Source organism: Roseimaritima multifibrata (assembly GCF_007741495.1).
Taxonomy (GTDB): Bacteria; Planctomycetota; Planctomycetia; order Pirellulales; family Pirellulaceae; genus Roseimaritima; species Roseimaritima multifibrata.
Window position 1 is genome coordinate 5,741,243 of record NZ_CP036262.1, and the last position, 15,476, is coordinate 5,756,718.

The following is a 15,476-nucleotide window of genomic DNA, read 5'->3' on the forward strand; positions in this document are numbered from 1 at the left end:
TACGAGGTAGCGTTCAAAACAGTGGGGTAACGTTACCGATCAGCCGGCGGCGACGGTTGATCATCCACTTCTAAACGCCCGATTTCGCCGCTCGGTTGCATCGGATGGTTCGCCGCGATTTGGGTTTCGAGCATTGGGGTAATCGCCCGGTCTGCCCCGCGCAAAATCAAAAAGGAAACCGCAGCGTAGATTGCGGAAGTCAGGAGTGCAAGAACAGCCATTTCTCGCATGTCGCCGAAGGCCCAAGAAAATGGTTCAAACATGCGACCGTGAGTGGGCGTGGATGCTTGCCGTGCGTTCAGCGTGAGGCAGTATCCGTAGCCATACAGAAAAGCCCAAACAACACAGACGGTGTAATGCGTGAGCGTAGCCTGCAGTGTTTTGAGGCGAAATCGCAGTTGAATCCATACCGCGGTGAGTGTGGGAACGAGCGGAATGAGGAGGGTCAGAGGAGAATTCGCGTGGTCAACGGCAAGAGGAAGGTGCGCAAGATGAACGCCAACAATGAGAGTGAAGAGCAGCAAGTCAAGGATGGCCAACGGTCGTCGCACCGATCCAATCTCCGATCGAAAAATTCTTAGTCGGCAACGTTTAAGTTCACCTGCTTCGGCGGATGGACATTGGCTTACAAAAACGCCTGACGCCGAAGTCTGGTGCAACGTCTTGGTTGCTCTGGCCGGGCCATTGCTATGGACGATGGCTTGCCACTGCAGATCGTAAGCTTAGGATTTTACCAGGCCGCTTCAGCGATGTACAGTGAATTCGGGGAGCGTGACACTTGCCTCCGACAGCCTTCCGGTGAGGCGATCCCGCACCTTCGGTGACGTCGGTGACATACGCTATCCGTTGCTCGCTCATGCAATCATGCCTCCTGCAACATTGCCTTGCTTGACGCTCTGGCGATACGGCAAAGCTCCCACCGGCGGTCCGCGACCCGACGCGAATTCGTGATGACTGACCAACCGCTTATTGCACTTCGGACAACGACACACATCGCTCATCCCTGCCGCTTCGCACCAATCCTGCCAATCGCGAATCTCCTCAACCGACAAATCGTCTCCGGCGTTAACGTCAACACGAACACCCAGCGTTTCGGCGGCACACTCCCAACGCGAGTGCTGATTTCCGCAGTACAGCCCATAGCCACGCACCGTCTGAAAACGCCTCGGCGGCACATGCTGCAGCCAGCGACCGATAAACGTATCGACCGGAAGGTCCATCTTGGCCTGCCTCTTCCCATCCCCTCCGCGACGATGCGGCAAGCGATACCGGAACACAACACGTCCGTTCTTCAGCGAGAGTAAGCGTGAATTCCCGATCGGGCCCCCTTTGATGTAGCGAGCCAGATACGTCGCCACACTGACACCGTTGCGATAGGCGTCGAAGACCTTAACGTTCCAGGGAACCGCAGTCAGTTCCCTCAGTAAACGTTCGAAAGCATCGCCAGTCATGCCAGGCGGCAGCTTCATCCGTCCCTGCCGAAGCTTCTCGCGGAGCATCGCCTTGAACTTGCCCCGAAACTTGATCATCAACACCTTCCGCGGCAACAAGCACTTTTTCACGGGCTTCCGCCATTGTCCGTCGCCATCGAGACCACCGGCCGTCACGATCGTGTGCAAGTGGACGTGCGATTTCAGCTCCTGGTTCCACGTGTGCAGGGCCGCCAGAATGCCAACACGGCCGCCCAGGAACTTAACGTCACCGAGCAGTTCGCTCAGCGTCTGCGAGGCAGCGGCAAACAACGTGTCGGCGAAGGCAGCCTTGTTAAATCGCCAGAGATCGTTCAGCGAATGGGGGACGGTGAAGATGATGTGATGATGGGGACAGGGAAGCAACCGCGTCCGCCAACCGGCGAGCCATTGCTCTTTGGGCAGCCAACCGCACTGCGGACAACTGCGGTGCCGGCACGAGTTGTACGCGATCTGGTGGAAGTGACCGTCAGGGCAGCTGTTGACGTGGCCACCGAGCTCACGGGTCCGGCAGTGGCGTACCGCCCAAGCCGCACGAAACATGTCGCGTGAGAGACGATGCCTCTCAGCAAAAGCGTCGAAGTGCCGCTGGAATATCGATTGAAGTGTGACTGCCATCACGAATCCGTCAATCAAATAAACGCCCGAAGAAAAACCCCGTTAGGCCAGTGCAACGATCCATTATTCCCGGACGGTCCAGGTTGGAAAATGATTATGCCTTGGAGCATCCAGGGCATAATCCCTTTTATAGCATGGTTGATCCCTTTTATAGCATGGTTGATCCCTGGATAATCGGCTCCCCCCGAGAGAACTAGCATTTTTTTTATTTGGACGATTTGATTGCTTACTAAAGACTCTTCCGTGGTGTGGGCCGCCCGCTTGGATGGCTCTGCGGCATGTCCCTTTATCTTGGCGGGGCGATGTAGCGGTATTGGCCTCCGTTTTTTTCGGCGATCCGACGCATTCGGATTTCCCCTTCGCGACTGTGGTAGCCGATCGTATGCACGATACTGATCGGCCCCATGTCCCCGAAGAGATTGATGTTCCGGTTCCGCGTGGAAAGCAAGGTTTCAATCCGCTCGGGGAACTCGCCGTCGGATAACAGAAAAATCACATCCGGACGCAACGTCAACGCAAACTCAAGCGCGTCATCCGGTGGAGCCCCTCGCTCCAGCTTGACTCGCATCGCCCACCGCTGCAGCGCTTGCTTGTTCTCCGGCGTTGCACAGACCGAATATTGCTCTGCAGCATTCGGCTCCGCCAGACACATCCGCTCCATCTGACTGTCGTAGAAAATCACATAAAATCGTTGCTCGCTCTGCAAAGATTCAATCGCCTGAAACAGCTCTCTGCGAGCCGATTCGAACCGCCCGCCTTGCATGCTTTGCGAACTATCGACGATATAAACAAAATGGTTCCCGCCGCCATCGACTCCGCAAAACTGACTGGTCGCCTCGCTTGTTGACTGCAACTTAGAAACCAAATCGGCCGTATCAGCTGACGGAATTGCCGTAGCCGCCGCGGCATCGGCAGCATCCAATAACGGAGAATCCAAACTTGCCGCTGGCGGCCCCAATAACGCGTCGACCTCCGTCGGCTGGTCTAGAACCGTTTCCGTTTGCGACTCCGACAGAGTTGGCTCTGACAGCTCCACCTGCTGCAAATTGTTTGCTTCGGTCGCCTGGACCGCACTCGCTTGCATTGCAATCTGATCTTTGGGGACTTGAATGGATAACGTCAAACCAGCTAGCAAAACCAAGACGGCTGCATGGGCTATCGCACTGAAAAACCAAGGAGCTGGCCGCTTCCGCCGATTCGTCTTTTGGTCGCAACGCGACACCTTTACCAACTCAGGTGCAGGCCTCGTTGCCGACCGCGTTGCAGATCGCTTTGCAGGACGATTTGAAGGGAGGGGCAGGGGAGAGCAGGGCAGAGAAGCATCGGCTAGCAAAGGGGCCGCTGATGGGGAACGCTCTTTTTCGGACGCAATGGATAGGTCATCCGACGGATCCGGCGTTGCAGTCCTCTTTCTTGGGTGTGATTTGGGTGGAACGGAAGCGACCTTTTTCGCGGTGTCCACTTTATCCTCCGGTGCCACCTTATCCTCCGGTGCCACCTTCGGCAGACCGGTCGCGGCAGTATCGCCGCTGTCAAAGCGATAGCGATCCTTGGGACGGCTTTCCCCACGGTCATTCATGCGGCGACGCATGCCCGCTTCTAGATCCGCCCAACTTTGGATTCGCGGCAAGCCGTTAGCGGCAGACGCCCCCTCCAAGATGGCCGGCGAATCGGCATGGCTCTGAATCGGGCCAGCGAAAGGAGTCTCGGGTCGTGAAACCGATTCAGCGGCCGGGGCATCCGGCAGGTCCAATGCTGAAGACGACGACAATTCCTCGGCGGTGGAGGTCTGATAAAGCATCCACTCCAACTGGGCGGCTCTGGCTTCCAAGCGAGCGGCGGCCGCCTGACATCGCACCCTCCGCAATTCCAGTTCAATCCGTCGTGTGCGATCGGGATCACCATGCCCCCTCGCATCCCGGCCATTGATGGACTCGGCGACCGGTCTTGCGTCCCTCTCGGCAGGACGCTCCCTCCCCGTCGCGGTTTGCGGCTCCGGCATCTTCCTTTTGCCCCCAAGCTTTGCAGTGCAATGGAATTAAGACCTGCCCGTCTTGCTGCAGAGCCCACCCCTTCGCGGGCTGTCAGTTAAGTGATTGTCGCCTTTCGCTCCGCGAAAGAACGCTCCGCTTAAAGCCACTTTCGCAGAGCGGAAGGCGACACACTAAAACGACAGCCCCTTCACCGAAGGAACCAAGCCCCCCGTCTCTTATAGCGATATTTCAGGAGAAAAGAAAGTAAAAAGTTAAAGATCGCTGCTGATCGGTCTTGGAACCTGTCATGAATTCCTCCTATAGTCGCGCTCCCAGCCACACTCGGCTGGTACTCATCTCAGTCTTTCGGCCAAAGCTAAGGAAAGAATCGATGCGACTGCGTTCAAATTGGTACCTCTCGGTCCGCTCGCTTACCTTCTTGGTTGCCTGCCTGGGTCTCTCCGTGGCCGTCGATGGCCAGGGGATCGGCATGCCTCCCGCCGACCAGGCTGCGGCTCAACCGTCCACCGCGGGGCAAGGTGGTGAAACGCCGCCCAGCCTGCGAGCGGTTCCAACGACCGGTGCGCCTGCGGCTCCCCCTCGCAACAACGCCGCAACCGCCGCGTCTGGTGCGCCCGGTGCGTCTGGTGCGTCTGGTGCCGCGCCCGGTGCCGGAGGAAAACTGCCGCAAGAATCGGGACAAGAGTTCCGGCAGTACGACCTGCGCCCCTACACAGGCTACCTGACAAAACACGACCGCCCCGAACAGGCGATCATCGACTGGGTCGTCCGAGAAACCGGGACGGATGTCTGGTTTGGCGAACCCTTCGGATTCATGAATGCGAATCGCGACCGGATGTCGGTCTACCACACGCCCGAAATGCACGGAGTCGTCTCGGGAGTCGTGGATCGCTTCATCGCCGGATCGACCGACCCTCAGGTAATGAGCCTCCGCGTGATGACGGTTGGCAACCCAAACTGGCGGTCACGCATGCATCCAATGATGCAGCACGTCACGGTTCAAACTCCGGGCGTTCAAGCCTGGTTGCTGACTAAAGAAAATGCCGCGATGGTTATTTCAATGCTGCGGCAAAGAACGGACACGCGTGAAGTCCAGTCGGTGGACATCGTCACCTACAACGGTCAGACCGAGAAACTTGCCAGTACTCGCGGTCGCAACTTTGTCCGCAACATTCGCCCCGCCGGAAACCCACAAGCTTGGCCGCCGTATGAACCGGAAATGGGCGAAGTCCAAGAAGGCTATCGCCTGGAACTAAGCCCTCTGCTTAGCAAAGACGGACTGGCCCTCGACTGCGTTATCCAAGCCGATATCGACCAAGTCGACAAACTGATTCCCGTACAAATGGACTTGCCACTGCCCAGCGGGCAAACCCACCGCGCCCAGATCGAAGTTCCTCAAGTCGTCAGCTGGCGTCTGCACGAACGCTTCCGCTGGCCGACGGACATGGTTCTGCTGCTATCCTGCGGCGTTGTCGCCAGCCCCGACCGCGGGCAGTCTTCGATCCCGCTGCTAAACCTAGAAATGCTGACAGGAGAAACCGCCGGCCGGGCCGACGCTTTACTGTTTGTCCACTATCGCGGCAACGTTTCCAACAACATGGTGCGGACGCCACAGGTAGCTGAACTGCCACGTTCAAACACCGGCAACATGCGGCGTTACTAGCCCAACGATCCCGTCCGACATCGGAGCTTCCCCTTTCGCTCCGAGGATCTAACACGAACCGGCGGTGAGTCTGATTTGCGAATAGCAAGAGACTTGCCGCCGGTTTTTTGTTCCCCAATCACCACGTCGCAAGGCTGGCGGCTATCGCTATGCCGTGCCTTGGCATCGTGTCACATCGTACAAGAAAGTGACGTTTCTTGCGTTACTTCCTTCGTCCCGGTAGTGACAAATCATCGCCCCCGACGGCATTCTCTAGGATTTCATCGGTGCTTTCGGCGTCGACGGCCCGGCAGGTTTCGGTCAGTTGATCGGCGAGGGCATCCAATGGATCTTCCCATTCTTCCGGCGTCGTCTCATTGGGCGGGATGTTTGCCATTTCATCCAACAGCAAAATCATCCGCAGCAGATGTCGAAAGAGGATCCCTTCTTCTTTCTGCAGTTTATGGCTGGTGATGTATTTATTGAAATCACCGCCGAACTCTAACAATTCGCCGACGATCCATACGGGGCGGATCCGAAAATCGTTAACGCTCGGGTATTCGTTACGGAACAATCGCTGGATTTTCTCCCCCAACGTCAACGGCCAAACTCGCTCTTCAAACATCACCCGTCCAAAGCCGCGGTTCTCGACTTCTTCCTCTTCATCCGATTTGGCCCCCAGTTCTTCTGCCGTCGCCAGCCCCATCTGCAACAGCAATGGATCCAAACGGGTTGTCGCCAAGGGGCCTGCGGGCAATCGATCGTAACTGGGGACACGCACTAACCGGGCAACCGTACCGGGCACGTCCAGCACGCTCTCCAGTGCCATAATCCGTTCGTTCTGATCAGCGATTGCCAGCTGGTCTGCCAGATAGACGCCATACAGTGGATGAATACTGCGGAGCTGAACCAGAAGTGGCAAGCGTGACGTTGGCTTCGCGAATTCGGGGCGATAATCGTCCAGTTCGTAACCGCGGTTGGCAAGGGCTTCCGCTTCCTCTGCAGGCGTCAGCGGTTCGGGTTCTTTTTCCGGAGTATCCGGTTTTTTGTCTGCCAACAAATGACCAAACAGCCCCGCAGGCTGCTCGGCCTGAAAAAGTTCGATTCCTTTTTCGGCGTTGGTTTTGGCCTTGGGTTTCGGCGGCGGCCCCGAGGCGATCCGCGGTTTGGTATCCAACTGGACATACCCCGCCTTCCACATCGTGATCAACATCCGGTTCAGCTCACGCTGCGATTCTTCCATCTGCTTCGGCTGCAGCAATCGTCGTCCGACCAAATCTCGCAGCAATTGAACGTCTGGAGATTTCTCCAGCATGTAGGCCAACAATCGCCATGGCAGTCGACCGCGACTGGCCAGCTTGGCCGAGGGGGCTTCGCGCAGTTGTTCGAATTGCTGTTCCGTCCAGTAGGCTTCACCGCTTCGCCGCTTGGGCATTTTTTTCTTTAGCTGCTTTTTCATCTTCAGCAGCCCAGGATCCTTGGTGTCCTCTGGGATCTGTTCGAATTGGACACGCCACTTATTAATTTTGACATCATCTTCATGCGCCAACACATAGACGAATCCCTGTTTGTCGAACTGCGGGCGTCCTGCGCGTCCGAAGATCTGATGAGCGGTGGCCGCTTCAACAACCTTCTTTTTGTCTCGAGGGCCTTTCAGCAAACTGGGCAGAATCACGCTTCTTGCTGGCAGGTTGATTCCTGCCGCAAGGGTTTCGGTGCAGGTGCACAGACTGATCAATTTCCGCTGAAACAGTGATTCCACCAGGCGTCGATAGCGGGGAAGAATTCCGGCGTGGTGAACGCCCACGCCGCGCATCAAGATCGCCTTCAGTTTGGGGCCAGCTCCCTCGGACATATCCTCCGCGTTAAGCACATCGGCCAGTTCGGCTTGGCGAGCCTTATCGATCAGCTTTTTCCCTTTCAACATCTCTGCAACCGTCCAGCACTGGGCTCGATTGAAACAGAAGACCAGCCCTGGCGTCCGCCGCTCCTCGTCGCTGCCTGCAGCAATTTTCTCGGAGAAATCAGCCAAGATTTGGTCGTCGACCCACTCGAACTGCAGCGGGACCTTTCGCTCGGTTCCTTCGACCAACTGAATCCGTCGCTGGTGGGCGCGGGACAGCCACTGGGTAAATTCAAACGAGTTTCCGACCGTTGCACTTAGCAGCAGCAGCCGCACATGTTTTGGGAGGAGTGCCAGGGAAAGTTCCCAGACGACGCCGCGCTCGTTATCGTTAAACGAGTGAAATTCATCCATCACCACCGCAGAGACTTGATCGAAATCGAAACTCTCGTGATTCAACAAGCGGTTCAACAGGATTTCCGCGACAACAACCAAGACAGGCGCGTCGGGATTCACTTGCCGGTTCCCGGTCACCAACCCAACATCGTCCGCCGAAAACCCCCAGCGGACGGCCGATTCACGCAGTTCGTCTAACTTCTGGTCGGTCAACGCAATCAGCGGCGTTGTGTAGTACATTCGTGTGCCGCTACGCAGTGCCTCGTAAACGGCCGCCTCCGCGATCAGCGTCTTGCCCGTTCCTGTGGGCGCACACACCAGGACGCCCTCTGGATTGGTAAAATAGGCCAACAAGGCCTCCTCCTGGACAGGGTAGGGCTCGAACGCCAAGGTCTGAAAGTAATCGGCGGCGATTTCGTCGCGACTAGGTCCAGAAGACTTTTCGGATTCAGAACCCGAAACTTTAGACGATGAATTTTTAGGGGCGTCAGACACGAGGCTCTATCCTGCTGAAATAGTACAATTGCTTCGATCGTTTTCTTATCGTCCCCGAGTATAGAACGCAAACCTTTTAGGCGAGACAACCCATGGTGATCCAACAGGTCAAGTTATTCAAAACCATCGAAAGCGAACTGCCCGAGATGGAGAAAACGATCAATCGCTGGATCCACAAAAACAAGGTCAAGGTTCTCTCGATCACCGGCAATATCGCCTCGGCGGCCGGGGCAGGAGCGGGGCCGATGAGCTCCTTTTCGTCAGCCGATATCCTGATCATTGTGATGTACGAACGAGAAACCGAATAAAACGGGCGAACCTCGGATCGCAAAAAATGTCTAGAAATAAGCCAGCAAACACTTGCCGCCGAGGTGGTCAGTGCAAATGCTAGTAAGTATCGGGTCGCGATGACGCGTTGCGACAAACATTTCAGAACGAGACTTTTGGTTGTTCTGGTTGGCACCTGACCAACGGTTCTCGTCGTCATGCTTTGAAAGGAGGTGTTCAAGTGGAATATTGCTGTACTTGCCAACGGGGTGGTGAAAACCCGTAGTAAACAGTCGGCGGGCTGCACCCTGCGGCAGCCACCCCCACTCTCGCGAACATCTCCGATCGTTCCGCGAGTAAAACAGCCCATCGGCCGGGACCACCTTGTTCCCGGTCGGTGGGTTTTTCTTTGCCATAAAGGCTTTCTGGCAATCGCTGAGGGGGGAACGAAAAGCGACCGCTCATTCACTCTCCCCCAAATTGGCCTTTTCCGCATTCTCGCATTTCTGGTAGTAGGCAAGTCTACGAATACATTTGTCCCTCGGATCCTGAGACGAATGTGAAAAATCGCCCCTCCTTTCGTGACGAGAGAGATGAAACTTCCCAAATTTTTACACTTTGGCCTGGTTGCCTGGATGAGCATCAGCCTGACAACTCCTGTCGGTTTGGCCCAAGACGCAGTGACCAGCCCGACCACAACGGCCGGTAATTCCATCCCCATCGAACGAACGGTTCAAGACGTTCAACTGAAAGAGGAAGCCCTGCGTGGTGCGTTGGTCGACAAAGCGGGTAACGGCGTTGAAGACGCTCCGGTTGTGATCGGCCAGAAAGGCAAACTGATCAAAGAACTGCGCACCGACAGCGAAGGACGCTGGCAACTGGCCAACGTCGAACCAGGTGTCTACCAAGTCATTTCACACGGCAGTGCCGCGGTCTACCGAGTCTGGAGTGCAGAAAACGCTCCGAAGAATGCCAAGGCTGGGATCATTCACCAGGTCGACCCCGAAGTTGCTCGCGGTGGCGGCCCCAACCCACTGCTGAACGCGTTGACCAATCCGATCCTAATCGCCCTGCTAATCGCCGCCGCGATTGCGATTCCATTGGCGTTGGATGACGACGACGACGACGCCAGCTGAATCGATCCCCAAGCGATCGACGATATCTCTATCAATAAAAAAGGATGGACCGGAAGGTCCATCCTTTCTTTTTTGCTTCGCATACGAAAACGCACGCGGCTTTATTTCTTCACAGCGTTATTTCTTCGCGGCAGCCGCTGCTTCTTTAGCTTGCTTCATCACGGTAGCGATCGCGACCGGTTTGCCTCCTTGACGCTTGCTCTCTTCAGCAGCCTTCATGAACGCATACAGTTCAATCGTCTCGGCTTCTGGCACGGGCGATTCCCCGGTGCGGAAGAACTTAGCGATTTCGACAAGCAATGGGCGATAGCCTTGGTAAGAACCGATCGGAACGATTTTTTCCGAAGTGAACGCGGTTCCACCGTAACCATTTTTGCCAGCTCGAAGCCCGCGGAACGTACCGATGCGGCCTTCGTCCCATTTGCCAACCACCATATCGAAGTCATCGGTCGAGGTCCGAGTGACGGTCTCGCAGCCGGTTCCCATGCAGGTGTACAACGCTTCGACCCCATGGATCCCGTACCAATACAAATCCGAGTGACTTGGCTCGGTCTTGCAGGGGCTGTAGGTGTCACAGGAGAGAACTTTTCCGGCATCGCCATTTCGAACGGCCTGAGCCCCGTCGATGTAACGTAGCGAAGAGCTTGAGAACATTGGAACGTCATGCTCTTTGGCCAACGCAAAAATCGTCAACACATCGGGCAGGTCCGCAGCGACAGGTTTGTCGATAAACAAAGGCTTACCCGCTTTGATCACTTGCTCGGCTTGCTCCAGATGAACTTGTCCATCGTTGGTTTCCAGCAAGACACAGTCGACCTTCGAAATCAAATCGGCGACCGAATCGACGATCTCGATCCCCATCTCTTCAAACTGCTTGGTATAGCCAGGAATCCGTGATGAACTGGATTCGATCGTCTTGCTACCGTAGGGATAAGCAGCCACCACTCGGCAGTTCTGCATTTCCGGGTCTGCGGGTACTGCGTTGAAACCCTTTGCAAACGCTGGCGAATGCGAAGTGTCCAAACCAATAATTCCAATTTTAAGCATTGGTGCTTCCTCGGCGGAAACCTGAGCAACCGCTACGGTAACCAGCAGGCAAACGACCGAAAACGATCGCAAAAAGGTGCGCATATACATTTGAAAAACCATGGAGCCAAATCAAGAGAGTCAATAAAAACCAAAAACGAAGAAGCCTAGACCTTAGGTTCCCAGCCCGATTCGTATTCCCGAGTCCACATTGCTGCGGCGGCAGGGTTGTCTTGAATGTGGCCGTTGCTTGGATCGATCGCCAACACACTGTTGGTGCGGTAGGCGATGTTTCCTAAATGGCACAACAAAGTACTGCGATGGGCTTCCACAATGTTGGCATTGGAAGGCCGGTTATTTCGGATGGAATCAAGGAAATCTTCGACGTGGGTCGTATCTCCCCCAGGTCCGTTTCCTTCACCGATCTTTTTGCTCATCATGTCATAGCGAGTGTAGCCACCATCCCGGATGACAATCGATCCTTCCGTTCCGTGGAAACTGAGTCCGAAACGCGAATCGTGCGGTCCCAGCGGAGACCAGCTCAATCCTTCCCAGGTCAACGTCTTACCTTCGGGGAAGTCATAGGTGACCATCATCGTGTCGGGAGTCTCTTGATCGTCATCGTGACGGTATTTACCACCACCGGCGGTCACACGATTCGGGAATTCAACCTCAGCACCCCAGCGGGCAACATCCAAAGCGTGGATACCGTTGTTGCCTAGTTCGCCGTTACCCCAGTGCCAGTGCCAATGCCAGTTGTAATGGACAAGGTTGTCGCTGAAGTCACGTCGCGGAGCGGGTCCTTGCCAGCGATCCCAATTCAACCAGGAGGGAACGTCCGTGTTTTTTCCATAGCCAATCGATGCGCGGCGATTGTTGTACCAGTTGCGGACATAGTGAACTTTTCCAATCTCGCCGTCATGGATCAACTGGATCGCTTCCTGGATCCCAGGCCAGCTACGCCGTTGGCTGCCCATCTGCACGATCCGCTTATTCTTTTCAGCGGCCTCGACAGCCCATTCACCTTCCTGAGGCGTGTAGCTGCACGGTTTTTCAACATATACGTGTTTGCCAGCGGAGCATCCCAAAATGGTGGCAGGGGCATGCCAGTGATTGGGGGTTGCGACGACAAGTGCGTCGATGGAGGGGTCATCTAGAATGCGGCGAACATCGTCCGTCTGCTCGGGAGCCGGGTGGCCCGCGTCCACCAACATCTTGGAACACTTCTCCAGGGCCCGGGTATCGACATCGCAAATCATTGCGACTTCAGCCCCTTTATTGGCCGAAAAACCTTTGGCCAGTGCACGGCCACGGCCGTTGACTCCCATGATCCCGACACGAATTACATTATTGGGCGAAGCTTTCGCGGGTTCCGCTGCAGCTAGGGACCGACTTGCCATCGCGGCTCCCCCCGCCGAAACCAGGCCAGCCTGAAGAAAAAGTCGCCGGTCGTGCGCCCGGTTTTGCTGAAGCAATTCGTGGTTCGGTTCCATTTAAAAATTCCCTAAAAAGGTAGGATAGGTGAGGAGCCGTATTATAGCCTTGCTCCGCAGGCAATTCAGCGCTTCACAGGAAAGAAATCGGTCGAAACCCGCAAAGAAATTGTCGTCCAAATTCGGGTCTTTCCCCTCTGGCAGGAAACCATTAGCCTGTAGGAGGTTGTCCTTTGTCCCGTTATCCAGGGACGTATCGCGTCCCTCCTTCCGTTTAACGAAATATGTTCCACGTTCTGATCGTTTTGGCCGTTGTTTCTCGCCTTTTACCGCACCCCCCGAACTTTGCTTGTATCGGGGCTTTGGGGCTGTTTGCGGGGTGTTATCTGCGTGGTCGTTACGCCCCCATCTTCCCTTTGATGGCCTTGCTGATCAGCGATATCATCGGCCATGTGTTCAAAATCGACGGCATGGGATTCTACTCACCCGTCGCAATGGTCGGCGTGTATGCAGGCTTTGCCGTCGCAGCGATGCTGGGACGATTGCTCCGCGACCGCCAAACCCCGCTTCGAATTGGGATGGCGGCACTGGCCAGTTCGGTCGTCTTCTTCCTCTGCAGCAATCTGGGTGTCTGGGCTAGTGGGATGTATCCTCCCAGCTGGGAGGGATTGGTTGCCTGTTACACCGCCGCGGTCCCTTTCTTCCGCTATACCGTCATGGGAGACCTGATCTATTCAGGCGCTCTGTTCGGAGCCTTCGCGCTAGTCCGTATGAAGATGCCTCAGCGCTACTGGGGCATGCGTTCGCTGGCCAGCTAAACGACCGTTACAACGGTCACGACGCTGCCACCCTCTACAGTGCGGGGTAGTGCAACAGTCATAACCGTCAAAGTCGTGTGGACTTTGACGGTTAGGTTCTCTTTCAGCCCTTTTCCTTCGAAACAGTTCCTGACGCTGGGTCTAGTTTCGCGTCCTCTAACGCCGATATCGCTTGTACGGCTTCTGCTATTTCGCGGTTGCCCAACTTCGATTCTCCTGCGTAAGAGTTTGTCCTGTGAGGAAGCTACGTTCGGCACGGTGGTGCACCTTCGTCATGCTGGCAACAACAGTTGTCCATAGCGGTTGTGGAATCGCACAAAAGATTCCGCCGGGGCCTCATGATACGACGGCGTCCTACCATGATTCCGTGGGATTATCGATCGAATACCCTCAGGTATCGGCGTGCACCAATGATCCTCCACCCCAGGCGCTTGGCACATCGCAACCGCTGGCATTCGAAGATCCATCGAAATTGCCCACCCGCAATCTGACACTTGAAGAAGCGATCCGGATGGCGGTTGGTACTGACACGACCATTCGCAATCTTGGCGGAGCGATCGTCACGGCCCCGGCTTCGCAGACGACCGTCTACGACCCAGGCTTGGCTCACGCCAATCCACTTGGCGGCGTTGAAGCCGCACTTTCGGAATTTGACGCGCAGTACAACGGGCAACTGTACTGGGAAAAAATCGACCAACCATCCAACGTCGAGCAAGGGGGCCTAGGGGCTGCGTTCAACCCGACGGCCGTCCAAGCGACAGGCGCGACGTTCAATAATGAACTCGTCAAACAGACCGCCCAAGGCAGTCAGTTTGCGATGCGACATGTCGTTAACTACAACCGTACGAACCGGCCTTTCCGTGAATACCCCAGTGACTTCGTCGGCTTCCTAGAAGCCGAATGGCGTCAACCGATGATGCAGGGGGCAGGAACCCAGTTCAATCAAATCGCCGGCCCTAATTCGCAGATTGGCCAGTACAACGGCGTCTTGATCGCACGGATCAACGAAGACGTATCGTTGGCGGATTTCGAAGCGGCCATCATTACGCTGGTCTCCGATGTGGAAACCAGCTACTGGAACCTGCAACAGTCCTACCGCTTTCTGGAAGCAAACCTGCGAGGTCGTGAATCGGCGTTGCAGAACTTCCAATATGAAGAAGCGAACCTAAAAGCTGGCAACAATACGCTCGACCAAGTGGCTCAAGCCGAATCACAATTCTTCCAGTTCCAAGCTCAGGTGCAAAACGCGTTGGCAGGAGAACTGGGCGTCTACGCCACCGAGCAACGACTCCGTTACCTACTGGGGATGCCAGCGTCCGATGGTTTGCTGCTGAAACCAACGACCGAACCGATCAACACGAAGATCGTCTTCGACTGGAACAGTGCACTCGACCAAGCATTGACTCGGCGCGTCGAAATTCGTCGCCAGAAGTGGAACGTAAAACGTCGCGAACTTGAACTGATTGCTTCCCGTCTAAACCGTCGGCCTCGCCTAGACTTCCTCGGACAGTATCGCTGGCGTGGACTTGGCGACCATCTGATCGGGGATGCGGATGTCGATCCACTAGACAACCTATACGGATCGATCACTGGCGGCGACTACCAAGAATGGCAAGCTGGACTGGAACTTAGTTTCCCAGTTGGCCTGCGTGCCGCAAGCACGGCCGTCGCACACGCTCGCCTGAACGTTGCTCGGGAACGGAGCTTGCTGCAAGAAGCCGAACTTCGCATCAGTCACGACCTTTCCAATGCCACCAGAGAACTGGAACGAGCTCACACTTTGTTGGACACAAACTACCAACGATGGCAAGCCGATTTACGTCAGGTTGAAACCCTGCGTGCTCGGAAAGAGGGTGGTAAAGACGAGATCTTTATCTACCTGCAGGCCCAACGTCAGGTGGTCGCCAGCGAAGTTGAATTCTATCGATCGCTGACCGACTACAACTTGGCAATCCGTGATATCCATCTCCAGAAGGGAACCTTGCTTGCCTACAACCAGGTCATGCTAAACGAAGGCCCTTGGGCTGCGGGTGCCATGAATGATGCGTACGAAGGTGGGCGGTTCTTTACCCCTCGCAAAAACCCAGGTGCCGTCCGCACGACTCCGCTAGTCAGTGCTGGGCCGTTTGACCCAACGGCTCCCGGCGTGACCTCTCCAGTGGTCGGCAGTTCGCTGCCGTTCCAGGATTCGCAGCTAATCGATGAGGACCCCCAGAATCCACTGGATAACCCAGTCCGAATCGCTCCGGCTTCCGACGTCCCTGCGACCACCGGACCCGCCGGAAACCAAGGTGGGAGCATCGAATTCACTTCGCCGATCGCTCCTCAACCTTAACGGC

At 55.9% G+C, this 15,476-nt stretch carries 11 protein-coding genes; 5 read left to right on the top strand and 6 right to left on the bottom strand.

All coding sequences use genetic code 11. The annotated features are described in order from the left end of the window. Nucleotides 1-32: 32 nt before the first annotated feature. From FF011L_RS20900 to FF011L_RS20910, 3 genes are all read right to left on the bottom strand, one after another. Nucleotides 33-551, bottom strand: a complete 519-nt coding sequence (locus FF011L_RS20900) for a hypothetical protein (protein ID WP_145353932.1) — start codon at nucleotides 549-551, stop codon at nucleotides 33-35. A 303-nt stretch (nucleotides 552-854) separates the two neighbouring features. Then, nucleotides 855-2,087: an IS91 family transposase gene (locus FF011L_RS20905; protein WP_246109548.1), complete on the bottom strand. Its 1,233-nt coding sequence runs from the start codon at nucleotides 2,085-2,087 to the stop codon at nucleotides 855-857. Between the two features lie 286 nt (nucleotides 2,088-2,373). Further along, the gene (locus FF011L_RS20910) at nucleotides 2,374-4,089 is read right to left on the bottom strand and encodes a vWA domain-containing protein (protein ID WP_145353933.1); all 1,716 of its coding nucleotides are present in this window, start codon (nucleotides 4,087-4,089) and stop codon (nucleotides 2,374-2,376) included. Between the two features lie 362 nt (nucleotides 4,090-4,451). Between FF011L_RS20910 and FF011L_RS20915 the strand changes: the two genes are divergently transcribed. After that, entirely contained in the window at nucleotides 4,452-5,744 is a 1,293-nt protein-coding gene (locus tag FF011L_RS20915) for a hypothetical protein (RefSeq protein WP_246109549.1), read from the top strand. 202 nt (nucleotides 5,745-5,946) lie between these two features. On the opposite strand, the gene FF011L_RS20920 is transcribed toward FF011L_RS20915, so the two are convergent. Further along, nucleotides 5,947-8,376 carry a DUF3516 domain-containing protein gene (locus FF011L_RS20920; protein ID WP_315851716.1) on the bottom strand — a complete coding sequence of 810 codons (2,430 nt, stop codon included), beginning with the start codon at nucleotides 8,374-8,376 and terminating at the stop codon, nucleotides 5,947-5,949. A gap of 173 nt (nucleotides 8,377-8,549) precedes the next feature. Here FF011L_RS20920 and FF011L_RS20925 point away from each other — a divergent pair, with 173 nt between their 5' ends. Both FF011L_RS20925 and FF011L_RS20930 read left to right on the top strand, forming a co-directional pair. Continuing rightward, nucleotides 8,550-8,765, top strand: a complete 216-nt coding sequence (locus FF011L_RS20925; RefSeq protein ID WP_246109550.1) for a hypothetical protein — start codon at nucleotides 8,550-8,552, stop codon at nucleotides 8,763-8,765. A 552-nt stretch (nucleotides 8,766-9,317) separates the two neighbouring features. Further along, on the top strand, nucleotides 9,318-9,860 hold the full coding sequence (locus FF011L_RS20930) for a carboxypeptidase-like regulatory domain-containing protein (protein WP_145353935.1): 543 nt from the start codon (nucleotides 9,318-9,320) through the stop codon (nucleotides 9,858-9,860). Nucleotides 9,861-9,977: 117 nt separating this feature from the next. Here FF011L_RS20930 and FF011L_RS20935 read toward each other — a convergent pair whose 3' ends face one another. Together FF011L_RS20935 and FF011L_RS20940 are read right to left on the bottom strand one after the other, a co-directional pair. Continuing rightward, on the bottom strand, nucleotides 9,978-10,997 hold the full coding sequence (locus FF011L_RS20935; RefSeq protein ID WP_391560889.1) for a Gfo/Idh/MocA family protein: 1,020 nt from the start codon (nucleotides 10,995-10,997) through the stop codon (nucleotides 9,978-9,980). Between the two features lie 56 nt (nucleotides 10,998-11,053). After that, nucleotides 11,054-12,379: a Gfo/Idh/MocA family protein gene (locus tag FF011L_RS20940; protein ID WP_145353936.1), complete on the bottom strand. Its 1,326-nt coding sequence runs from the start codon at nucleotides 12,377-12,379 to the stop codon at nucleotides 11,054-11,056. Between the two features lie 224 nt (nucleotides 12,380-12,603). On the opposite strand from FF011L_RS20940, the gene FF011L_RS20945 reads away from it, so the two are divergent. Then, entirely contained in the window at nucleotides 12,604-13,137 is a 534-nt protein-coding gene (locus FF011L_RS20945) for a DUF6580 family putative transport protein (protein ID WP_145353937.1), read from the top strand. Nucleotides 13,138-13,411: 274 nt separating this feature from the next. Next, nucleotides 13,412-15,472, top strand: a complete 2,061-nt coding sequence (locus tag FF011L_RS20950) for a TolC family protein (protein WP_145353938.1) — start codon at nucleotides 13,412-13,414, stop codon at nucleotides 15,470-15,472. Nucleotides 15,473-15,476 lie beyond the last annotated feature (4 nt).